We start from the raw sequence: 19841 nt of genomic DNA, 5'->3' as shown, positions 1-19841 counted from the left end.
GCCGTCAGCCCCGGACGCGGGCGAGGAGCCGGCCGAGCTCCGCGTCGAGCGCCGCCTGGTCCGTCGCCGGGCGGCGGTAGAGGCCGTCCACGAGGACGCGGCCGGCGCCCTTCGAGAAGAAATCGGTGGCGAGCAGGCGGTCGAGCCGGGCCGCCCAGTCCGCCCCTTGCGCGTCAGCGGCCGCCTCGCCGTCGAGGGTGCGGGCGAGGCGCCGCAGGAGGCGCGCCTGCGCCACCAGCCGGGCCTCGGGCGGGAGGGCCCGGGCGGCCTCGAACTCGCGCAGCGCCGCGCGGCGCACCGTGGCCCGCGCCCGGACCTGCAGGCTGCGCAGCAGCCCGACGCCGAGCGCCGCCAGGAAGCCGAGGATCAGGGCGACGACCACCTCGCTCTGCAGCGCGCCGGCCGCGCCGCCGGGCAGGTGGAGGCCCCGCAGCGCCTCGAGGGTGACGGGGGCGTCGGTCACGGGGCTCGTCGTGGGGTTGGTCACGGGATTCATGGGGCCGCTTCGCCCTCACAGCACAGCATCGAGCCGCTCCATCAGGGGCGCGTAGGCCTCCGGGCCGGCCTCGACGTCGAGGCGCAGGCCCTCGATGCCGCGGCGCGCGTAGTCGGCCAGGCGCTCGTCGACGCCGGCCGTCCCGGCGCGCCCGGCCTGCACCGTGCCGCGGCGGCCGTCGGCGAGGGCGAAGGGGTAGAAGCCGGACGGGCGCGTGCGCTCGAAGGCGTCGCTGACCAGGATCAGGCGGATCGAGAGGCGCTCGGCGAGCACCGTCAGCAGCCGATCGAAATCCGGCCCCGGCGCGTCGAGGGCGCTGCCGATCACGAGGTGGCCGCCCGAGGGCAGCAGGCTCTGGGCGACCGAGAGCAGCGCGTCGAGGGGCGGGTCGGCGGCCTCGGGCCCAGCGAGCGCCCGCGCATGCGCCAGGGCGAGCGCCCCTGTCACCGCCGTCATGGCGCGCTCGCCGCCGGCCGGCCGCACCACGGCGGGCTCCCCGGCGCTGCCGGCCACGAGGCCGACCCGGCCGCCGTCGCCGACGATGCGCCAGCCGAGCAGCACCAGGGCCTCGGCGGCCGCCACCGAGCGCAGCGCCCGCCGGGTGCCGAACAGCATGGAGGGCCGGAAATCGGCGAGCAGGACGACGGCGCGGTCGCGCTCGTCGTGGTGGGTGCGCACGTGCAGCACGCCCGTGCGGGCGGTGGCGTTGCGGTCGATGTGGCGGCGGTCGTCGCCCTCCGACCACAGCCGCACGTCGTCGGGCTCCGAGCCGCGGCCGCGCCGCCGGGTGACGATGCCGCCGGGCAGCCCCGCGAGGGTGCGGGTGGCGAGAGCCGTGCCGCGGCGGGCGAGGTGGCGCAGGCCCATCAGGGCCTCGCCGGACAGGTGGATGCCGGGAGCCCCGAACGGGTCGGTCGTCGGCGCCGCGGTCGCGCTCATGGCCCTATGCTCATTGGCCCTACAGCGCCCGCACCCGCTGCACGAGGCCGCGGATGATGCCGCGGGTGCTCTGCCCCTCGGCCGCCGCCCGCCAGGTCAGGCCGATGCGGTGGCTCAGCGCGTCCGCGGCGAGCTCGGCGACGTCCTCGGGCGTGACGTGGTCGCGTCCGTGCAGGTAGGCGCGGGCCTTGCCGGCCACCATCAGGGCCAGCGTCCCGCGGGGCGAGGCCGGGTGCTCGATGGCAGCCCGCAGATCCGGCGCCGCCGCGTCCGTGCGGGTACCGGCGACGAGGCGCACGAGGTAATCCTTGAGGGCCGGCGAGACGTAGACGCCGAGGGCCGCCTCGCGGGCGGCGCGCACCTCCTCCACGGAGAGCCGCACCGGCATCGCCTCGGCGTGGTGGTTCAGCTCGCCCTCGACGAGGTCGAGGATGCGCCGCTCGGAGGCCTCGTCGGGCATCTCCACCACCACGTGCAGCAGGAAGCGGTCGAGCTGCGCCTCGGGCAGCGGGAAGGTGCCCGCGTGCTCGATGGGGTTCTGGGTCGCCACCACCATGAAGGGATCGGGCAACGGATGGGTGTGCCCCGAGACCGTGATCTGCCCCTCGGCCATGGATTCGAGCAGCGCCGACTGCACCTTGGGGGGCGCGCGGTTCACCTCGTCCACGAGGATCAGCGAGTGGAACAGGGGGCCGGGCAGGAACTCGAAGGTGCCGGAATCCTGGCGCCACACGGTGGTGCCGGTGAGGTCGGCCGGCATCAGGTCCGGCGTGCACTGCACCCGCGCGAAGCTGCCGTCGAGGCCGTCGGCGAGGCGCTTGACCGCCCGGGTCTTGGCGAGGCCGGGCGCGCCCTCGATGAGGAGGTGACCCCCGGTGAGCAGCCCGATCAGCAGTCGCTCGACCAGGGTCTCGGCGCCGATGAGCCCGTGCTGCAGACCGTCCCGCAGGGCGAGGATGCGGCCGCGGAGGTCGGCGTCGACGGCGCGGGGCGCGGTGGCGGGTTCCGCCTGGCGCGCTGCGAGGGTGGCGCCGCTCATGCGCGCCGGATCCCCGCACGCGTGGCGACCTGGCTCAAGCCCGCCGCAAGGGTCGGATCCCGCATCCTGCACGTCTCCTCGGATCGTCCGGCCGTCGCGCCGGGCCCCGCTCGGGCCTTCTGACGGGCCTCATATGCAGCGGGTGTGCCCGCTGCCCAGGGCGGGCGTCAATCCCGCGCACGGCCGAACGGGCCATCCCGGGCAATTTGCCCGGGGCCCACGCGCGTCACGGTTTCGTCATCCGGCGCCGGCTAAGAGGCACCGCATGTCCGGCGCCCTCCCGATGCCCCTGCCCGAGTCCCTCAATTCGGCGATCAGCCTGATCGTCGCCTTCGTGCTCGGCACCCTGATCGGGGCGGAGCGGCAGTACCGCCAGCGCACCGCGGGCCTGCGCACCAACGTGCTGGTGGCGATCGGCGCCGCCGCCTTCGTGGACCTCGGCATGCGCCTCACGGGGGGCGACGGCGCCACCCGCACGGTGGCCTACGTGATCTCGGGCGTCGGCTTCCTGGGGGCCGGCGTCATCATGAAGGAGGGCATGAACGTGCGCGGCCTGAACACGGCCGCGACCCTCTGGTGCTCGGCGGCCGTTGGCGCCTTCGCGGGGGCGGACCTGCCCCTGGAGGCCGCCTTCGTCACGGCGGCGGTGCTCGCCGGCAACACCCTGCTGCGGCCCCTCTCCAACGCCATCAACCGCGCACCGATCGACGACAGCGCCGCGGAGGCGACCTACGAGGTCCAGGTCACCACGGGGCCGGGCGCGGTCGGCCCCGCCCGCGACCTCCTGGTGGAGCGCCTGGAGGCGGCGAGCTACCCGGTCGGCGCGATCGAGGTGGTGGAGCGCGGCGAGGAGAGCGTCGAGGTGGTGGCGACCCTGGTCTCCACGGCGGTCGAGGCGGACGAGCTCGACGCCGTGACGGCGGACCTCGCTCGGGCCCCGGGCATCCGCCACGCGACGTGGTCGGTGCAGACGGCCGACTGACGGGGGCGTGAGCGGGTGCGGCCGCGCCTGGCCCGTGCCCTATCTCCCCGTCCATCACTGGGCCGGGAGGTGACCACCATGACAGACACACGCAGGTCCGCGCTGATCGTCGGGGCCTCGCGCGGCCTCGGGCTCGGCCTCGCCGAGACCCTGGCCCGGCGCGGCTGGCAGGTGACGGCGACGCAGCGCAGCCCGTCGCCCGACCTCGCGCGGCTCGGGGCGGACGGGGTTCGCGTCGAGACAGCCGACATCGACGACGATGCGGCCGTCGCGGGCCTCCACGACCGGCTCTCGGGGGAGCGCTTCGATCTCGTCTTCGTGGTGGCGGGCGTCGCCACGCAGGCGCACGACCCGGCCCACGCGGTGCCGCGGGACGTCGCCGCGCAGGTCTACCTCACCAACGCGATCAGCCCGATCCGCTTCGCCGAGGCCTTCGCGGACCGCGTCGCGCCGGGCGGCACGGTGGCCTTCATGTCCTCGGTCCTCGGCAGCGTCGGGCTGAACGAGACGGGCGGCTGGGAGACCTACCGGGCCAGCAAGGCGGCGCTGAACACCCTGGCGCGGAGCTTCGAGATCCGCCACCGCGCGGACGATTTCAGCGTGCTGCTGCTGCACCCGGGCTGGGTGCGCACCGACATGGGCGGCGCGGAGGCCGACCTCGACGTCGCGACGAGTGTCGCCGGCATGGCCGAGGTGCTGGAACGCTCCCTCGGCCGGACGGGCATCGCCTACCTGGACTACCGCGGCGAGACCCTGGCTTGGTAGCCTCGGCCCGGTAACCCGGCGCGGACGCCTCAGCGACGCGGGTCGAGGGGCCGGCCGCGCCGCTCCACCACGACGGGCGCCCGGGTCCGGCGCTCGACGATCACCGTGCGGGGGGCCCGGCTCGGGCCGGCCTGGCTGAAGATGCGCTCGGGCTGACGCTCCGGGCGCGCCTTCGCGGCGGCCAGCACGTGGGGACGGACCTCGTCCGCCGCGAGGCCGATCAGGCCGGCGGCGATCTCGACCTGCTGGTCGAGGTCCTCCGCGAGGTCCTGGGCGGCCGCGACCGCCTCGGCCACCGTCGGCGGCTCGCGCCGCACCCGGATCGGAGGCAGGTCCGACAGGTTCTTGTGGGTCTTCTTCACGGCACGACTCGCACTCGTCATCGGGCGAACCATAAGCCGGGCCGCACCATTTGTGCAGTGCATCAAGCGGGACGGTGACCGCCCGCCGGACGCATGAGCCCGACGCCCGGGCCTGCGGGGGCAGGCCGAATCCCCACCATTTGCCAAGACAACCGGCAGTGGCGCCCGTGCGTTGCGCCGATCGCGGGAGATTCATTATGCAGGTGCCACCGGAAGCGGCAGCGCACCTGCGGCGATCCGCCGCAAAGCGACGGCGGGTTTGCGCGGCGTCGGGGCCGGGCTAGACCACCCCGATGACCGCTTCCGTCGCCGTGCCCCAGCCCCCGCCCGCCGACCCGCGCCTGACGCCCGCTCGCCCGGACCTCGCGGCCGAGCACCTCCGCGGGCGGGTTGAGGCCGCGCGCTTCGTCGCCGGCGAGCCGCGCCGGGTGATCGCGGCGGCCACACCCCTGCGGCGCGCGCCCCGCGCCGACGCCGCCATCGACACCGAGGCGGTGATGGGCGACGCGGTGACGGTCTACGAGGCGCGCGACGGCTTCGCCTGGGTGCAGCTCGCCCAGGACGGCTACGTCGGCTACCTCGACGCCGGGGCCCTCGGCCCCCCGGATCCCGCGCCGACCCACCGCCTCGCGGCGCTGCGCAGCTTCCGCTACCCGGCCCCGGACCTGAAGCGGCCACCGCTCGGCCACCTCGGCCTCGGGGCCGGCGTGACGGCCCGCGACGTCACCGGCGACTACCTCGCGCTCGCCGACGGCAGCTACCTCTTCGCCGGCCATTGCGAGCCCGTGGGCTGGACCGCGCCGGACCCGGCCGCCACGGCGTCGCGCCTCCTCGGCACGCCCTACCTGTGGGGCGGCCGCACCAGCCTCGGCCTCGACTGCTCCGGCCTCGTCCAGCTCTGCTTCGCGCTGGCCGGGCTCGCCTGCCCCCGCGACGCGGACCAGCAGGAACGCGGCCTCGGCGCGCCCCTGCCCCTCGACCTCGGGGCCCTGCGCCGCAACGACCTCGTGTTCTGGCGCGGCCATGTCGGCCTGATGCGCGACGCGACGACCCTGATCCACGCCAACGGCCACCACATGGCGGTGGCGGAGGAGCCGCTGGCCGAGGCGGTGGCCCGGATCCGCGCCGGGAGCTACGGGGCGGTGACGAGCCTGCGGCGCCCGGACCTGCCCTGACCCGGCAGCCCGGACCATGCGCCTCGCCGCCCTCACCATGGTCTACAACGAGGCCGCGCGGCTGCCGCGCTGGCTCGACCACTACGGGCGTCACTTCGGGCGCGACAACCTGCGGGTGATCGACCACGGCAGCCGCGACGGCACGCGCGACCTCCTCGACGGGGTGGGCGTGATCCCGCTCGCCCGCACGGTCTTCGACGAGCGGGCGCGGGCGGCCTTCGTCTCGGACACCGCGGCGGCGCTGCTGGACAGCCACGACGGCGTGGTGTTCACCGACGTGGACGAGTTCCTGATCCCCGCCGCGGGCGGCGGCCTCTCCGCCCACCTGGCCGCCCGCCTCACGGGCGACCGGCCCGGGACCGTCACGGCGATCGGCTTCGACGTCCTGCACCATCTCGGCACGGACGGGCCGCTCCGGCCGGACCGGCCGCTCCTGCGGCAGCGGCCCCACATCGCCTTCGCGCCCTACTACTGCAAGCCCGCCGCGACGCGGGTGCCGGTGCGCTGGCGCCCGGGCTTCCACTTCTGCGACCGGCCGGTGGCCTTCGGGGGCCTGTTCCTGTTCCACACCCGCCTCGCCGACCTCGACGCGGGCCTCGCCCGCCTCGCCGAGAGCCGGACCATCGCCATGGAGGAGATGCGCTTCGGCACCCACTGGCGGCTCGCGGACGCGGAGTTCCGGGGGGAGATCGAGGCCGCCCGCCACCACGACTACCGTCCCCTCACCGAGGGCGACGTCGCCTACTGGCAGGCGGAGTTCCTGCGCCGCCTCGCGGGCGAGCCCCCGAACGCCATCGCCCGCGTGGAGGACCTCGCGCGGATCCGCCACGCCCACTTCCGGGTGCCCGAGCACCTCCTCGACGCGGTGTAGCGGTGCCGCGGGCCGGATCAGCCCTTGAGCCGCGACTTGATCCGGAACACCAGGCCGTCGCGCACGTCCCGGTAGGCGTCAAGGCGCTGCTCGCGGGAGGCGTCCTGCAGGTGCGTCGGGTCGGGGGTCGGCCAGTACTCGACATCGGCCGCGAGCGTCCGGGTCAGCTCCAGGGCGGCGTGGTGGGCCTCCGGCGCCAGGGTGACGATGAGGTCGAAGTTGAGCCCCTCCCACTCCTCGAGCTGCTCCAGCGTACGGGGGCGGTGGCGGGCCGCGTCGATGCCGATCTCGTCGAGTGCGGCGATCATGAAGGGGTCGGCCGGCTCGCCCGTGCGCACGCCCGCCGATTGAACGTAGGTCGACTTGCCGAAGTAGTGGCGCGCGATCGCCTCCGCGGCGAGCGAGCGGACCGCGTTGAAGTTGCACATGAACAGGACCGACTGGACCCGCCGCTTCCTCGGCGCCTCCTCCATGGGGCCGCCTCAGGCGCCGGACGGGAGCGAGGGGACCACCCGTCTCAGCCCTTCCAGTGCAGGGCGAAGACCAGGGTGAACAGGCGCCGCGCCGTATCGTGGTCGAGGTCGACCTTGCCTTCGAGGCGCTGCTTCAGGGTCTCGGAGGCCTCGTTGTGGAGGCCCCGCCGGCCCATGTCGATCGCCTCGATCTGGCTCGGCGAGGCGGTGCGGATGGCGTTGTAGTAGCTCTCGCAGATCATCTCGTAGTCGCGGATCACCCGCCGGAAGGGCGTCAGCGAGAGGTAGTGGGTAACGACGGGCTGGCCCGCCTCCGTGCTGATCGCGAAGGAGAGCTTGTTCTCCACGAGGCCCAGCGCGAGCGCGTAGGGGCCCTCGTCGCGGCCGGGCAGCGCGAAGCGGTTCTCCTCCAGGATGTCGAAGATCGCGATGGCGCGCTCGTGCTCCTGGTCCGGATTGCCGCGGCCGATCGACTCCTCGTCGAGGGTCACCGCGGCGAGCCGGTCCTTGCCCTTGGCCGCTTCGTCGCCCTGCGCCTCCGCCATCCCGCTGCCCCCGTGTCTCGTCCCGTGCGGGCCGCCGCCCCTCGCCGGCGGAGCGCCGGGTTCCGGGCCTATCACAGGTTCAGGCGGATCGCGACGGAGCGGGCGTGGCCCTCCAGGCCCTCGGAGCGGCCGAGCGCGATGGCGGCCGGACCGAGGGCGCGCAGGCTGTCGGGGTCGCAGGCCAGGATGGTCGTGCGCTTCATGAAGTCGATCACCCCGAGGCCCGAGGAGAACCGGGCCGAGCGGGCGGTGGGCAGCACGTGGTTCGGGCCGCCGACGTAGTCGCCGATCGCCTCCGGCGTGTGCGACCCGAGGAAGATCGCGCCCGCGTTGCGGACCTTGGCGGCGAGCGCCTCGGCCTCCGTGGTCTCGATCTCGAGGTGCTCGGGGGCGAGACGGTCGACGAGCGGCACCGCCTCGTCGAAGTCGCGCACGCGGATGATCGCGCCGTAGTCGCGCCAGCTCGCCCGGGCGATCTCGGCCCGCGGCAGGGTCGCGAGCGCCCGCTCCACCGCGCCCGCCACGGCATCGCCGAGCCCGGCGTCGTCGGTGATCAGGATGGCCTGGGCGGCCGTGTCGTGCTCGGCCTGGGCGAGGAGGTCGGCCGCGATCCAGTCCGGGTTGGCGTGGCCGTCGGCGAGGATCAGCACCTCCGAGGGGCCGGCGATCATGTCGATGCCGACCTGACCGAACACCCGGCGCTTGGCGGCCGCCACGTAGGCGTTGCCGGGCCCGACGATCTTGGCGACGGGGGCGATGCGCGCCGTGCCGTAGGCGAGTGCGGCCACCGCCTGGGCGCCGCCGATCCGGTAGACCTCGTGGACGCCCGAGAGGCGGGCGGCAGCCAGCACCAGGGGGTTCAGCACCCCGTCCGGCGTCGGCACCACCATGACGAGGCGGGGCACGCCGGCGACGCGGGCCGGCACCGCGTTCATGAGGACAGAGGACGGATAGCTCGCGGTGCCGCCGGGCACGTAGAGGCCGACCGATTCGAGCGCCGTCCAGCGCCAGCCGGCCCGGACCCCGAGGGCATCGGTGGCCATGTGGTCGGCGGGGAGCTGCGTGCGGTGGAAGGCCTCGATGCGCTCGGCCGCGAGCCGCAGGGCGGCGAGCGCCTCGGGCGGGCAGGCCGCGACCGCCCTGTCGATCTCGTCGGCGGTGACGGCCAGGGTCTCGGGCGTGAAGTCCGCCCCGAGCCGGTCGAAGCGGCGGGTATAGTCCACGAGGGCGTCGTCGCCCCCCGCGACCACGCCGGCGATGATGCCCCGCACGGTCTCGTCGACATCCTCCGAGACCTCCCGCTTCACGCTGAGGAGGCGCGCGAAGTCTTTCGCGAAGGTGGGGGAGGAGCTGTCGAGGCGGACCATCGGGCGGATTCTTGTCTGGAGCGCGAGGCGTGTTCGGGGCGTGTCGAGGTCGCGTCAGGCAGTCTCGTCAGGCAGTCTCATGCCGGGGGCGGCTGTCCGCCTCCCAGACGGGACCGAGGTCCTTCAGCAGGACCTCGACGCACTCGACGTCGAGGCGGATCGCGGCGCCCCCGGAGAAGACCAGGGTGACGCAGCCCGAGGGCGCGTCTCCGGGCTCGAAGGTGACCGCCATGAGGCTCAGGGCGGCGTCGGCGTCCTGCCCCGGGCGGATGCCGCGGGTGCGGACCCCGAGCACCCGCTCGAAGTGCACGCCGGCGAGCCGCCGGCGCGGCGGCGCGCCGTCCGGCGCCGCCCAGTCGAAGCGGCGCACCACCAGGACGAAGCGGCGCTCGGCGGCGAGGTAGGTGAGGTCGCCCGCCCGCAGGACCGCGTCCTGCAGGTGGGCCGAGATCACGGTCAGGTCGTCGGGATCGAGGGCGGCGAGCTTGAGAAGCTCCTGGGACGCGTCCATGGCGGGGCTGACGGGCTCCGGGCGGGTGACGGGCAGAGGTCGCAGGCAAATGATCGGCAAATGATCGGCAAGTGACGGGGTAGGTAGCGAGGGCGCCCCCGTCCGGCAACCGGGCCGGTTTTTCCGCGCGGGCAGCGGCCCCAGTGCCCCCGGGCCCGGGCGGGACCCGGCCGCCGTGTCGCGCGTTGAGACCTCGCGCCGCGGCTGGGACTATCCTCACAGGGAGGCCGATCCCGCGGGTGCCGGCTCCGCGGCCTCAGCCGTCGTTCATCCGCGGCCCGCTATGCCGGTGGTGAGGAACGTTCACGCACGGGAGACAGACAGGTGAAGCGCATCACCCTCGCGGCCATCGCGGCCCTGACCTTCGGGACGGCGCTCGGCACGGCCACCGCGCAGGCCCAGTACTACGGCGACGATTACGGGCCGCGCCGCTACGAGCGCCGCTACGACGAGGATCGCTACGAGCGCCGCCGCCGCGACTACGACGAGGACCGCTACGAGCGTCGTCGCGGGTTCGACGGGGGCCGGCGCGGCAGCATCTGCGTGACGGCGCGGGGCAACTGCGTGACGCGGCCCGCCCCGTTCAACTCGCCCTGCGGCTGCGACGTCCCGGGCTTCGGCTTCAAGCGCGGCGCCATCGGCAGCTGAGCCGCCGGGCCTTCAGGCCCGCACGCGCTCGATCTGCGCCCCGCAGCGGCCGAGCTTGGCCTCCAGGGCCTCGAAGCCGCGGTCGAGGTGGTAGACGCGGTTGATCTGCGTCTCGCCCTCGGCCGCGAGGCCGGCGATCACCAGGGAGACGGAGGCGCGCAGGTCGGTCGCCATCACGGGGGCGCCCTTCAGGCGCTCCACGCCCTCCACCACGGCGAGGTCGCCCTCCAGGCGGATCTTCGCGCCGAGGCGGGCCAGCTCCTGCACGTGCATGAAGCGGTTCTCGAAGATGGTCTCGCGGATGTGCGACTGGCCCTTGGCGAGCGTCATCAGCGCCATGAACTGCGCTTGCAGGTCGGTGGGGAAGCCCGGGAACGGATCGGTGGTGACGTCCACCGCCGCGATGCCGGCGCCGTTGCGGCGGACCCGGATGCCGTCGGGGGTCGGGGTCACCTCGGCGCCGGTGGTGGCGAGCACGTCGAGGGCGGCGTGCAGCAGGTCGGCCCGGGTGTTCTCGAGCGTCACGTCGCCGCCCGTCATCGCCACCGCCATGGCGTAGGTGCCGGTCTCGATGCGGTCCGGCAGCACCTCGTGGCGGGCGCCGTTCAGGCGGGCCACGCCCTCGATCTCGATGCGCGGCGTGCCGGCGCCGGTGATGCGCGCGCCCATCTTGCCGAGGCACTCGGCGAGATCGACCACTTCCGGCTCGCGGGCGGCGTTCGTGATCACCGTGGTGCCGTAGGCGAGGGAGGCCGCCATCAGGGCGACGTGGGTGCCGCCGACCGTGACCTTGGGGAAGTCGATCTCCGCCCCGCGCAGGCCGTTGCGGGTCTTGGCCACCACGTAGCCGCCGTCGATCTCGATCTGCGCCCCGAGCCGCTCCAGCGCCATGATCAGCAGGTCGACGGGCCGGGTGCCGATGGCGCAGCCCCCCGGCAGCGAGACCTTGGCCTCGCCGAAGCGGGCGAGCAGCGGCGCCACCACCCAGAAGCTCGCCCGCATGGTGGAGACGAGGTCGTAGGGCGCGGTGGTGTCGATGATGTTCGAGGCCGTGAGCCGCACCGTCTGGCCGGTCTCGGTGGTCTGCCCCGGCCGCTTGCCGACCACCATGTGGTCGACGCCGTGGTTGCCGAGGATGCGCGAGAGCGAGGCGATGTCGGCGAGGCGGGGCACGTTGACGAGCTCCAGCGTCTCACCGGTGAGGAGGCTCGCGATCATCAGGGGCAGGGCCGCGTTCTTGGCGCCCGAGATCGGGATCACGCCGTTGAGCGGCACGCCGCCGGTGATGTGGATGCGGTCCATGCTGGGTTCCTCGGGAGCCGGCCGCGCGTGGCCCGCGCGAGCGCCGGATCCGGCGCTCGCGCGGGGGCGCGCCGCTCATCTCAACGGCCAAGTATCGACCGGTTGGGGCGGAATAAAGGATCCGACACGCCGAGGCGAGCGCGTCAGGGCGCGTTTTTCGGCGTCTCCGGGGCGGCCTCGCCCGACGCCTCCCCCGACCCCTCCCCCTGCGCCCGCTGGCGCGCCTGCGCCTTGCGGCGGCGCAGGTTGTCGCGCAGCGCCGCCTTCAGCCGCTCGGCCCGCCGGGCGTCGCCCGCATTCGACGCCCGATCGGGGCCGCCGGAGCCCTCGCCGCCCGCTTCACCGTCCCTGCCCATCGCGCGACCCATTGCCGCCACGCCCGCGCGGGGCGTCGGCGCGCTCTCCCGCGTCTCCCGGGGTCCGGCCCCGGAAAGCGCCGCCTCGCCAAGGTGTTGGAGGCGGCCCGGCCGGGCCGCCCCGTCCCCCCGCCGCCCCGGGCGGACCGTCCCGGGGCCTGCAAACCAGGGATGTTTGGAACTCACCTTGAACCCGTTCCAAGTTCCCCCTTATTGTCCGGCGCGACGGTGCCCCGAACAAGACACCGCCGACAGTCAGGAACCATATCCTCAGGAAACCCCGCTGCGGAATCGGGCACGCCGGTCAACGGGCCGCAAGGCCCCCCGTGCCGGACGCGTGAGACCCGGACCCGCCCCGGCGGGACCCGCTCCGACGATTCCGCTCCCCGGACCGCCCCGCGACGGCCCGGCCAGCCCCGTGAAGGACGAGCCTGTGAACCGGATGCCCGCGACGACGACCGCCACCGACACGACACGCATCACGGGCAGGACGGACTACGAGGGCCACTTCAGCGCCGCGCTTGGGCGGCTCCACGGCGAGCGCCGCTACCGCGTCTTCGCCGATATCGAGCGCATCGCCGGCCGCTTCCCCACCGCGAACTGGCGCCGCCCGGACGGCGGCACCCGCGAGATCACGGTGTGGTGCTCCAACGACTATCTCGGCATGGGCCAGCACCCCGAGGTCGTCGGCGCCATGACCGAGACCGCCAGGCGCTGCGGCGTCGGCGCCGGCGGCACCCGCAACATCGCGGGCAACACCTCGCCGCTGGTCGACCTGGAGCGGGAGCTCGCCGACCTCCACGGCAAGGAGGCGGGCCTCGTCTTCACCTCGGGCTACGTCTCAAACCAGGCCGGCATCTCGACCATCGCCAAGCTGATCCCGGACTGCCTCATCCTGTCGGACGCCTTCAACCACAACTCGATGATCGAGGGCGTGCGCCACTCGGGCTGCGAGAAGCGCGTCTTCCGCCACAACGACCTCGCGCATCTCGAGGCGCTGCTGATCGAGGCCGGCGACCGGCCGAAGCTGATCGTCTTCGAGAGCGTCTACTCGATGGACGGCGACGTGGCGCCGATCGGGAAGATCTGCGACCTCGCCGACCGCTACGGCGCCATGACCTACCTCGACGAGGTGCACGCGGTCGGCCTCTACGGCGAGCGCGGCGCGGGCATCGCCGAGCGCGACGGCGTGATGCACCGGGTGGACGTGATCGAGGGGACGCTGGCCAAGGGCTTCGGCTGCGTCGGCGGCTACATCACCGCCTCCGCCACGATCTGCGACGCCGTGCGCAGCTTCGCCCCGGGCTTCATCTTCACCACCGCCCTGCCCCCGGCGGTCGCTGCGGCCGCGCGGGCCTCGGTGCGCTACCTCAAGCGCTCGAAGGCCGAGCGGGAGGCGCACCAGCGCCAGGCCGCCCGCACCAAGGCGGCGCTGGAAGCGGCCGGCCTGCCGGTGCTCCACACGGAGACCCACATCGTGCCCGTGATGGTGGGCGATGCCGAGCTGTGCAAGGCGGCGGCGGACCACCTGCTGGAGCACCACGCCATCTACATCCAGCCGATCAACTACCCGACCGTGCCCCGCGGCACCGAGCGACTGCGCATCACCCCCTCGCCCTTCCACGACGAAGCCCGCATCGCCCGGCTCACCGCCGCGCTGGCCGAGACCTGGGACACCCTCGACCTGCCGCGCGCCGGGACCGTGTTCGTCGAGGCGGCGGAGTAGGCGTCCCCAGCCTCGCGTTTAGCTTGGCCGCCAGCTTGGCCACATTGCATCATCCGCCCGGATAGGCTGTGACTCCCGCCGACGAATCATGCGGGGCGGAGACGGCGATGTCGGGTGGTCACGGGGCGGTCGAGGGCTCGAACAAGCGCGTCGCGCTCCTCATCTCGGTGCTGGCCCTGTTCCTCGCCTTCAGCGAGACGCTCGGCAAGGCGTCGCAGACGGACGCGCTCGGGGCCAACATCGAGGCCTCGAACCAGTGGGCCTACTTCCAGGCCCGCACGATCCGCGGCACCGTGCTGAAGACCGCCGACGAGGCGCTCGCGCTGGTGCCCCCGGGCCCGAACGCCGACGCGATCGCGGCCAAGCGCGCCGAGTGGGCCAAGACGATGGCGCGCTGGGAGTCCGAGCCCGCCACCGGCGAGGGCCGCAAGGAGCTCACCGAGAAGGCCAAGGCCGCGCAGGAGCGGCGCGACCTCGCGCTGGAGCGCTACCACCATTACGAGCTGGCCTCGGCGGCCTTCCAGATCGGCATCGTCCTGGCCTCGGCGGAGGTGATCACCGGCATCACCGCGCTGGTCTTCGCGGGCGGGGCGCTCGGCCTCGCGGGCGCCGTGCTCCTCGGCTTCGGCTACCTCGCGCCGCACGCCCTGCACCTGTTCCACTGAGAGGCCGCCCGACCCGGGCGGATCGTCGCGGGCGCTGGCGGATCCGCCGCAATCCCTGGAACCCGCCTTGGGCACCACCCCTCGGGTGGGACCGGCCGGTCGGCCGCCTGAGGCTGGACGAAGGGCGCCGCCTCCTGTCTCATGCGGACTAAGTGGGGGAGGGGCGCGATGGCGGGAGATTCCGGGGATGAGGGCCGCCTGACGCGCGTCTCGGCGGTGATCTTCCAGCACACCGAGCACGCGATCTACGCCGCCCTCGGCCTGCTCCTCGCGGCCACGGCGGTCCTGGCGCTCCTCGACGCGGCGGGGCTGACCTTCGAGGCCATCCACGCGCTCGGCAAGGCGCCCCAGCTGCTGGAGGTGGTCGACCGGCTCTTGTTCCTGCTGATGCTGGTCGAGATCCTGCACACGGTGCGGGTCTCGATGCGCTCGGGCCGGCTCACCTGCGAGCCCTTCCTGATCGTCGGGCTGATCGCCTCGATCCGGCGGGTGCTGGTGATCACCCTGCAATCCTCCGAGATCATGCACGCCAAGGAGTGGACCGCCGAGAAGGAGGCCCTGTTCCGCGCCTCGATGATCGAGCTCGGCGTTCTGGCCGGCCTGATCCTCACGATGGTGATCTCGATCTTCCTCCTCCACCGCGCCCGCGACGACGACAAGCCGGCCGGCGAGGAGGAGCCGGGGCCGGAATCGCAGGGGATGTGATCCAGCCCCCCGCCCCGCCCGCCGCTATCGGGATGACCCTCCCTTGGCGAGAGCCGCCCGGCGCAGGGCCTCGGCCAGCGCTCCGCCTGGCTCGGCCGCGCGGGGAGCGGCCTTCGCGGGCGGCGGCGGGGCGCCCCGGTCCGGCGCGGGGCGCGCGGCCGGCTGGTCGCCGCGGCGCGGCGGCCGGTCCCCGTCCTCGGCCCGCATCGAGAGGGCGATGCGCCGGCGCGCCGGATCGACCTCGACGACGCGCACCTGCACGACGTCGCCGGGCTTCACCACCTCCCGCGGGTCCTTCACGAAGCGGTCGGCCAGCACCGAGATGTGCACGAGGCCGTCCTGGTGGACGCCGATATCCACGAAGGCCCCGAAGGCCGCGACGTTGGTCACCACGCCCTCGAGCCGCATGCCGGGCCTGAGGTCCGAGATCTTCTCCACGCCCTCCTGGAAGGTCGCCGTGCGGAAGGCCGGGCGCGGGTCGCGGCCGGGCTTCTCCAGCTCCGCCAGGATGTCCGTGACGGTCGGCAGGCCGAAGCTCGCATCCGTGAAGGCCTTCGGGTCGAGGCCCCGCAACGCCGCGCCGTTGCCGATCAGCGCCTCGATCGGCTTGCCGGTGCGGGCGAGGATGCGCCGCACCACCGGGTAGGCCTCCGGGTGGACGCCGGAGGCGTCGAGTGGGTCGTCGCCGCCGCGGATCCGCAGGAAGCCCGCGGCCAGCTCGTAGGCCTTGGGCCCGAGGCCAGCGACCTTCCGGAGGGCTCCCCGGCTGCGGAACGGGCCGTTGGCGTCGCGGTGGACCACGATATTGCCGGCGACCCGCTCGGACAGGCCCGAGACGCGGGCGAGGAGCGGGGCGGAGGCGGTGTTCACGTCGACGCCGACGCCGTTCACGCAATCCTCCACCACCGCGTCGAGGGAGCGGGCGAGCTTCCCCTCCGCGAGGTCGTGCTGATACTGCCCGACGCCGATCGCGCGGGGCTCGATCTTCACGAGCTCGGCCAACGGGTCCTGCAGGCGCCGCGCGATCGAGACGGCGCCGCGCAGCGTCACGTCGAGCCCGGGCAACTCGGCCGAGGCGTAGGCGCTCGCCGAGTAGACCGAGGCGCCGGCCTCCGAGACCATCACCCGCGTGAGCTTCAGCTCCGGCCGGGCCGTGATCAGCTCCGCGGCGAGGCGATCGGTCTCGCGCGAGGCCGTGCCGTTGCCGATGGCCACGAGCTCGACCCCGTGGGCGCGGCAGAGCTTCGCCAGGGTCACGAGCGCCCCGGCACGGTCCCGGCGCGGCTCGTGCGGGTAGATCGTGTCGGTGGCGACCACCTTGCCGGTGGCGTCCACCACCGCGACCTTCACGCCGGTGCGGAAGCCGGGGTCGAGCCCCAGCGTCGGCCGCGGGCCGGCGGGCGCCGCGAGGAGCAGGTCGCGCAGGTTGCCGGCAAAGACCGTGACGGCCCCGGCCTCGGCCGCCGACCACAGCCGGGCGCGCAGGTCGGTCTCGATCGCCGGCTTCAGCTTCGTCCGCCAGGCGCGGCGCACGGTCTCGGCGAGGAAGCGGTCCCCCGGGCGGCCCCGCTCCGCGATGCCGAAGGCCCGGGCGATCCTGAGTTCCTGGCTGGTCGGCTGGCCCGGGCGCGGCTCGTCCTCGGGCGCGTCCGCGAAGGCGAGGTCGAGCACCTCCTCCTTCTCGCCTCGGTACAGCGCCAGGATGCGGTGCGAGGGCAGCTTCGTGAGAGGCTCGGAGAAGGAAAAATAGTCGGCGAATTTCTCGCCGGCCGCTTCCTTGCCCTTGCGGACCCGGGCAGTGAACCGGCCGCGCTGCCAGCCGTGCTCGCGCAGAGCGCCAACGAGCTCCGGATCCTCGCTGAAGCGCTCGATCAGGATGGACCGGGCGCCCTCCAGGGCGGCCTCGACGTCCGGAACGTCCTCCTTCCCGGCAAAGCTTCTCGCCTGCACCTCGGGCGCCTGCTCCGGCCGGGCGAGGAGCGCCTCGGCGAGGGGTTCGAGCCCGGCCTCCCGGGCGGCCTGCGCCTTGGTGCGGCGCTTCTGGCGGAAGGGGAGGTAGAGGTCTTCGAGGCGCGCCTTGGTGTCGGCCGCGGCGATCCGCCGGGCCAGCTCCGCGTCGAGCTTGCCCTGGGCGCGGATGCCCTCGAGGATCGCCGCGCGGCGGGCCTCGAGCTCCCGCAGGTAGGCGAGCCGTTCCTCCAGCGTACGCAGCTGCGCATCGTCGAGGGCGCCCGTCGCCTCCTTGCGGTAGCGGGCGATGAACGGAACCGTGGCGCCGCCGTCGAGGAGGTCCACCGCCGCCCGCACCCGCCCCTCGGCGACGCCGAGCTCGGCCGCGATGCGCCGCGTGATGCCGTCGGCCGTCGGCTCCTGCATGGGCAACTCCTCTGGCTCGTCCCGAGCACGGGGCGCCGTGTCTAGGCCGGTTGCGGATGCCTGCAAAGCCTCTCAGTTCAGGCGCAGGATCGCCGCGTTGAGGAGCGTCGCGAAGGCGACCCAGGCCGCGTAGGGCACGAGGAGCCAGGCCGCCGCGCGGTCGAAGCGCCACGTCAGGCGGATCGTCCAGAGCACCATGATCAGCAGGACCACGACGACGACGAGGCCGGCCCCGATCGCGTGGGCGGTGAAGAACACCGGCGTCCAGGCGGCGTTGAGCGCGAGCTGCACCGCGAAGGCCGCGACCGCGAGGTTCCAGCCGCGCCGGCCCGGCCCGGTGCGGGGCCGCGCGCCGAGGAGCCGCCAGGCCGCCACCGCGATCATCGTGTAGAGCACCGTCCAGGCAACCGGGAACACCCAGTCCGGCGGGTTGAAGACCGGCTTGTTGAGGCTCGCGTACCAGCCCGGGATCTCGGCCTGCGTCGAGACGGAGCCGATGGCGGCGGTGGCGGCCACGGGCAGGATCGCGGCGGCGAGCCGCGGCCAGCGGGCGAGGGCCGGCGCCTCGGGAACCTGCAGGGCGTCGGTCATGCGGACGGGTATCCTCCGGGCCGGGGCTGAGCGGGTTGCGGCGGCCCACCCGTTCGTGTCAGGCGCGGAGGCGTCGCACAAGCCGGAACCGCACCATGCCCGAAGCGCACGCGCCCCAGACCGCCCCGGATCCGCAGGCGGACGCAGCGCCCTGGTCGCCCCGCAGCCTCGCGGCCCAGGCGCTCGGCCACGTCGATCCGGCGACGCGCGGGGTGGTGGCGCCCCTCCACGTCTCCACCACCTTCGTGCGCGACCCCGACAACGGCTACTCGTCCGGCTACGCCTACGCGCGGCCCGACAACGCCACCGTGCGGGAGGCCGAGGCCGTGCTCGCGATGCTAGAGGAGGCGCCGGCCGGCGCGCTGCTGTTCGGCTCCGGCATGGCGGCGGCGACCGCTGTGTTCACGGCGCTGGAGCCCGGCGACCACGTGGTGGCGCCGCGGGTGATGTACTGGGCCCTGCGGCGCTGGCTGCGGGAGGAGGCGCCGCGCCGGACACTCACGGTCGACTTCGTGGACATGGACGACCTGGACGCCCTGCGGGACACCCTGCGTCCCGGCCGGACGAAGCTCGTCTGGATCGAGACACCCGGCAACCCGACCTGGACGGTCACGGACATCGCCGCGGTGGCCGACCTCGTCCACGCGGCGGGCGCGCAGCTCGCGGTCGATTCCACCTGCGCCTCGCCCGTGCACACCCGGCCGCTCGGCCTCGGGGCCGACATCGTGATGCACTCGGCCACCAAGATCCTCAACGGCCACTCGGACGTGGTGGCGGGCGTGCTGGCAGGCGCCCGCAGCGATGCCTTCTGGACCCGCATCGCGGCGATCCGGGCCGGGGGCGGCGCCATCCTGGGGCCCTTCGAGGCCCACCTTCTGCTGCGCTCCCTGCGCACCCTTCACCTCCGGGCGGCGGCCCAGGCCGCGGGGGCGCTCCGCCTCGCCGAGGCCCTAAGCGGCCACCCGTGCGTCGCCCACGTCCTCTATCCGGGCCTCCCCGGGGATCCGGGCCACGCGGTGGCCGCGCGCCAGATGCAGGGCGGGTTCGGCTGGATGCTGTCGATCCGGGTGGCGGGCGGCGAGGCCGCGGCCATCGGCACGGCGGCGCGGGTCCGCCTCTGGAAGCGGGCGACCTCGCTCGGCGGCGTCGAGAGCCTCATCGAGCACCGCGCCTCGGTCGAGGGGCCGGGCTCGCCCTGCCCGCCGGACCTGCTGCGCCTCTCGACCGGGATCGAGGATCCGGGCGATCTCCTGCGCGACCTCGATGCGGCGCTGCGCGCGGCGCACGGCGGCGCGCCCGACTAGGAGACCGTCCGACGCCCGGGATGCGCGGATTTTTGGAGCCGGCGGGCGACGACTGCGCGGCTTGCGCGTTGTGCCGGTGCCATTCCACCGGCGCCGCGCGCCCCGAGGACGCCCCATGCTCCAGATCATCCCGCCCCGGCTCCGGCCGTCCCGCCCCGGTGCCGCCCTTGCGTCCGGGGCCCTCGTCCTCGGCCTCCTCGTCGCGGCCGGGCCGGCCGCGGCCGATGCGGTGCCGCAGCTCGACATCGAGAAGACCTGCAAGTCCGCCGCGCGGGCCGAGGTCAGCGTCAGCGTCAGCGACAACGCCAGCGTCGACGGCTGCCTGCGCTCCGAGCGGGACGCCAAGCGGCAGGCGGAACAGAACTGGGGCAAGTTCCCGGCGGATGCCAAGCGCCAGTGCGAGGCGCAGTTCAAGGCCGGCGGCTACCCGTCCTACGTCGAGATGATCACCTGCCTCGAGCTCGCCAGCGGCACGGTCCCCACCCAACCGCAGGGCGGCAGCGCCACCGGCGGCCCGGGCGCGCCGAAGGGCGGCGCCGACGCGCGCCCGAAGGAGGGCGCCGCGAGCAACCTGACCCAGGAGCCCGCCGCGGCCCAGCGCACCAACCCGATCGAGGTGCTGGAGAAGCAGTAGGGCGGCCCC

General features: G+C 74.3%; 22 protein-coding genes. 10 read left to right on the top strand and 12 right to left on the bottom strand.

Going from position 1 to position 19841, the window contains the following annotated elements; translation table 11 throughout:
* Positions 1 to 4: 4 nt before the first annotated feature.
* From ACLBXP_RS00785 to ACLBXP_RS00775, 3 genes are read right to left on the bottom strand one after another with little or no spacing between them, the layout of a single operon-like run.
* Positions 5 to 496, bottom strand: coding sequence for a DUF4381 family protein (locus ACLBXP_RS00785; protein ID WP_447665612.1), 492 nt, complete (start codon positions 494 to 496; stop codon positions 5 to 7).
* 15 nt (positions 497 to 511) lie between these two features.
* Positions 512 to 1435 (bottom strand): DUF58 domain-containing protein, encoded by a 924-nt coding sequence (locus ACLBXP_RS00780; RefSeq protein ID WP_447665611.1) that lies wholly within the window; start codon positions 1433 to 1435, stop codon positions 512 to 514.
* A 19-nt stretch (positions 1436 to 1454) separates the two neighbouring features.
* Positions 1455 to 2474, bottom strand: coding sequence for an AAA family ATPase (locus ACLBXP_RS00775; protein WP_447665610.1), 1020 nt, complete (start codon positions 2472 to 2474; stop codon positions 1455 to 1457).
* A 265-nt stretch (positions 2475 to 2739) separates the two neighbouring features.
* Here ACLBXP_RS00775 and ACLBXP_RS00770 point away from each other — a divergent pair, with 265 nt between their 5' ends.
* Positions 2740 to 3456 carry an MgtC/SapB family protein gene (locus ACLBXP_RS00770; RefSeq protein WP_447665609.1) on the top strand — a complete coding sequence of 239 codons (717 nt, stop codon included), beginning with the start codon at positions 2740 to 2742 and terminating at the stop codon, positions 3454 to 3456.
* A gap of 78 nt (positions 3457 to 3534) precedes the next feature.
* Positions 3535 to 4221 (top strand): SDR family oxidoreductase, encoded by a 687-nt coding sequence (locus tag ACLBXP_RS00765; RefSeq protein ID WP_447665608.1) that lies wholly within the window; start codon positions 3535 to 3537, stop codon positions 4219 to 4221.
* Positions 4222 to 4250: 29 nt separating this feature from the next.
* Here the strand turns inward: ACLBXP_RS00765 and ACLBXP_RS00760 are convergent, their stop codons facing one another.
* On the bottom strand, positions 4251 to 4583 hold the full coding sequence (locus ACLBXP_RS00760; protein ID WP_447665607.1) for a hypothetical protein: 333 nt from the start codon (positions 4581 to 4583) through the stop codon (positions 4251 to 4253).
* A gap of 293 nt (positions 4584 to 4876) precedes the next feature.
* Here ACLBXP_RS00760 and ACLBXP_RS00755 point away from each other — a divergent pair, with 293 nt between their 5' ends.
* Together ACLBXP_RS00755 and ACLBXP_RS00750 are read left to right on the top strand one after the other, a co-directional pair.
* The gene (locus ACLBXP_RS00755; RefSeq protein WP_447665606.1) at positions 4877 to 5758 is read left to right on the top strand and encodes a C40 family peptidase; all 882 of its coding nucleotides are present in this window, start codon (positions 4877 to 4879) and stop codon (positions 5756 to 5758) included.
* A 16-nt stretch (positions 5759 to 5774) separates the two neighbouring features.
* Positions 5775 to 6629, top strand: coding sequence for a glycosyltransferase family 2 protein (locus ACLBXP_RS00750; protein WP_447665605.1), 855 nt, complete (start codon positions 5775 to 5777; stop codon positions 6627 to 6629).
* A gap of 17 nt (positions 6630 to 6646) precedes the next feature.
* Here the strand turns inward: ACLBXP_RS00750 and ACLBXP_RS00745 are convergent, their stop codons facing one another.
* From ACLBXP_RS00745 to ACLBXP_RS00730, 4 genes are all read right to left on the bottom strand, one after another.
* Positions 6647 to 7102: an arsenate-mycothiol transferase ArsC gene (locus tag ACLBXP_RS00745; protein WP_447665604.1), complete on the bottom strand. Its 456-nt coding sequence runs from the start codon at positions 7100 to 7102 to the stop codon at positions 6647 to 6649.
* A 44-nt stretch (positions 7103 to 7146) separates the two neighbouring features.
* The gene (locus ACLBXP_RS00740) at positions 7147 to 7647 is read right to left on the bottom strand and encodes a UPF0262 family protein (protein WP_447665603.1); all 501 of its coding nucleotides are present in this window, start codon (positions 7645 to 7647) and stop codon (positions 7147 to 7149) included.
* A 71-nt stretch (positions 7648 to 7718) separates the two neighbouring features.
* A complete protein-coding gene (gene hisD / locus ACLBXP_RS00735; protein WP_447665602.1) occupies positions 7719 to 9014 on the bottom strand; it encodes a histidinol dehydrogenase in 1296 nt (431 codons plus the stop codon).
* A 67-nt stretch (positions 9015 to 9081) separates the two neighbouring features.
* Entirely contained in the window at positions 9082 to 9525 is a 444-nt protein-coding gene (locus tag ACLBXP_RS00730) for a DUF2948 family protein (protein WP_447665601.1), read from the bottom strand.
* Positions 9526 to 9849: 324 nt separating this feature from the next.
* On the opposite strand from ACLBXP_RS00730, the gene ACLBXP_RS00725 reads away from it, so the two are divergent.
* The gene (locus ACLBXP_RS00725; RefSeq protein ID WP_447665600.1) at positions 9850 to 10173 is read left to right on the top strand and encodes a hypothetical protein; all 324 of its coding nucleotides are present in this window, start codon (positions 9850 to 9852) and stop codon (positions 10171 to 10173) included.
* Positions 10174 to 10185: 12 nt separating this feature from the next.
* Here ACLBXP_RS00725 and murA read toward each other — a convergent pair whose 3' ends face one another.
* On the bottom strand, positions 10186 to 11475 hold the full coding sequence (gene murA / locus ACLBXP_RS00720) for a UDP-N-acetylglucosamine 1-carboxyvinyltransferase (protein WP_447665599.1): 1290 nt from the start codon (positions 11473 to 11475) through the stop codon (positions 10186 to 10188).
* A gap of 143 nt (positions 11476 to 11618) precedes the next feature.
* Entirely contained in the window at positions 11619 to 11831 is a 213-nt protein-coding gene (locus ACLBXP_RS00715; protein WP_447665598.1) for a hypothetical protein, read from the bottom strand.
* A 442-nt stretch (positions 11832 to 12273) separates the two neighbouring features.
* Between ACLBXP_RS00715 and hemA the strand changes: the two genes are divergently transcribed.
* From hemA to ACLBXP_RS00700, 3 genes are all read left to right on the top strand, one after another.
* Entirely contained in the window at positions 12274 to 13557 is a 1284-nt protein-coding gene (gene hemA, locus ACLBXP_RS00710; RefSeq protein ID WP_447665597.1) for a 5-aminolevulinate synthase, read from the top strand.
* A gap of 107 nt (positions 13558 to 13664) precedes the next feature.
* Positions 13665 to 14222, top strand: a complete 558-nt coding sequence (locus ACLBXP_RS00705; RefSeq protein WP_447665596.1) for a DUF4337 domain-containing protein — start codon at positions 13665 to 13667, stop codon at positions 14220 to 14222.
* 168 nt (positions 14223 to 14390) lie between these two features.
* Positions 14391 to 14927, top strand: a complete 537-nt coding sequence (locus ACLBXP_RS00700; RefSeq protein ID WP_447665595.1) for a phosphate-starvation-inducible PsiE family protein — start codon at positions 14391 to 14393, stop codon at positions 14925 to 14927.
* A 24-nt stretch (positions 14928 to 14951) separates the two neighbouring features.
* Here the strand turns inward: ACLBXP_RS00700 and ACLBXP_RS00695 are convergent, their stop codons facing one another.
* Complete coding sequence (locus ACLBXP_RS00695; protein WP_447665594.1) at positions 14952 to 17303, bottom strand: Tex family protein; 2352 nt, start codon at positions 17301 to 17303, stop codon at positions 14952 to 14954.
* Between the two features lie 72 nt (positions 17304 to 17375).
* Complete coding sequence (locus ACLBXP_RS00690) at positions 17376 to 17894, bottom strand: TspO/MBR family protein (RefSeq protein WP_447665593.1); 519 nt, start codon at positions 17892 to 17894, stop codon at positions 17376 to 17378.
* A gap of 95 nt (positions 17895 to 17989) precedes the next feature.
* On the opposite strand from ACLBXP_RS00690, the gene ACLBXP_RS00685 reads away from it, so the two are divergent.
* Together ACLBXP_RS00685 and ACLBXP_RS00680 are read left to right on the top strand one after the other, a co-directional pair.
* A complete protein-coding gene (locus tag ACLBXP_RS00685; protein WP_447665592.1) occupies positions 17990 to 19198 on the top strand; it encodes a trans-sulfuration enzyme family protein in 1209 nt (402 codons plus the stop codon).
* A 115-nt stretch (positions 19199 to 19313) separates the two neighbouring features.
* Positions 19314 to 19832 carry a hypothetical protein gene (locus ACLBXP_RS00680; protein WP_447665591.1) on the top strand — a complete coding sequence of 173 codons (519 nt, stop codon included), beginning with the start codon at positions 19314 to 19316 and terminating at the stop codon, positions 19830 to 19832.
* Positions 19833 to 19841: the final 9 nt, after the last annotated feature.

The organism is Methylobacterium sp. A54F, from assembly GCF_053346035.1.
This window is presented reverse-complemented; position numbering and strand designations above follow the sequence as displayed.

What these genes read in the sequence shown, in the direction of transcription:
- ACLBXP_RS00700 (WP_447665595.1), top strand. Translation starts at nt 14,391, where the DNA reads ATGGCGGGAGATTCCGGGGATGAGGGCCGCCTGACGCGCGTCTCGGCG.
- ACLBXP_RS00765 (WP_447665608.1), top strand. Translation starts at nt 3,535, where the DNA reads ATGACAGACACACGCAGGTCCGCGCTGATCGTCGGGGCCTCGCGCGGC.
- hisD (WP_447665602.1), bottom strand. Translation starts at nt 9,014, where the DNA reads ATGGTCCGCCTCGACAGCTCCTCCCCCACCTTCGCGAAAGACTTCGCG.
- ACLBXP_RS00715 (WP_447665598.1), bottom strand. Translation starts at nt 11,831, where the DNA reads ATGGGCAGGGACGGTGAAGCGGGCGGCGAGGGCTCCGGCGGCCCCGAT.
- ACLBXP_RS00690 (WP_447665593.1), bottom strand. Translation starts at nt 17,894, where the DNA reads ATGACCGACGCCCTGCAGGTTCCCGAGGCGCCGGCCCTCGCCCGCTGG.
- ACLBXP_RS00755 (WP_447665606.1), top strand. Translation starts at nt 4,877, where the DNA reads ATGACCGCTTCCGTCGCCGTGCCCCAGCCCCCGCCCGCCGACCCGCGC.
- ACLBXP_RS00775 (WP_447665610.1), bottom strand. Translation starts at nt 2,474, where the DNA reads ATGAGCGGCGCCACCCTCGCAGCGCGCCAGGCGGAACCCGCCACCGCG.
- ACLBXP_RS00695 (WP_447665594.1), bottom strand. Translation starts at nt 17,303, where the DNA reads ATGCAGGAGCCGACGGCCGACGGCATCACGCGGCGCATCGCGGCCGAG.
- ACLBXP_RS00685 (WP_447665592.1), top strand. Translation starts at nt 17,990, where the DNA reads ATGCCCGAAGCGCACGCGCCCCAGACCGCCCCGGATCCGCAGGCGGAC.
- ACLBXP_RS00780 (WP_447665611.1), bottom strand. Translation starts at nt 1,435, where the DNA reads ATGAGCGCGACCGCGGCGCCGACGACCGACCCGTTCGGGGCTCCCGGC.
- ACLBXP_RS00785 (WP_447665612.1), bottom strand. Translation starts at nt 496, where the DNA reads ATGAATCCCGTGACCAACCCCACGACGAGCCCCGTGACCGACGCCCCC.
- ACLBXP_RS00730 (WP_447665601.1), bottom strand. Translation starts at nt 9,525, where the DNA reads ATGGACGCGTCCCAGGAGCTTCTCAAGCTCGCCGCCCTCGATCCCGAC.
- ACLBXP_RS00680 (WP_447665591.1), top strand. Translation starts at nt 19,314, where the DNA reads ATGCTCCAGATCATCCCGCCCCGGCTCCGGCCGTCCCGCCCCGGTGCC.
- ACLBXP_RS00745 (WP_447665604.1), bottom strand. Translation starts at nt 7,102, where the DNA reads ATGGAGGAGGCGCCGAGGAAGCGGCGGGTCCAGTCGGTCCTGTTCATG.
- ACLBXP_RS00705 (WP_447665596.1), top strand. Translation starts at nt 13,665, where the DNA reads ATGTCGGGTGGTCACGGGGCGGTCGAGGGCTCGAACAAGCGCGTCGCG.
- ACLBXP_RS00770 (WP_447665609.1), top strand. Translation starts at nt 2,740, where the DNA reads ATGTCCGGCGCCCTCCCGATGCCCCTGCCCGAGTCCCTCAATTCGGCG.
- ACLBXP_RS00740 (WP_447665603.1), bottom strand. Translation starts at nt 7,647, where the DNA reads ATGGCGGAGGCGCAGGGCGACGAAGCGGCCAAGGGCAAGGACCGGCTC.
- ACLBXP_RS00750 (WP_447665605.1), top strand. Translation starts at nt 5,775, where the DNA reads ATGCGCCTCGCCGCCCTCACCATGGTCTACAACGAGGCCGCGCGGCTG.
- murA (WP_447665599.1), bottom strand. Translation starts at nt 11,475, where the DNA reads ATGGACCGCATCCACATCACCGGCGGCGTGCCGCTCAACGGCGTGATC.
- hemA (WP_447665597.1), top strand. Translation starts at nt 12,274, where the DNA reads ATGCCCGCGACGACGACCGCCACCGACACGACACGCATCACGGGCAGG.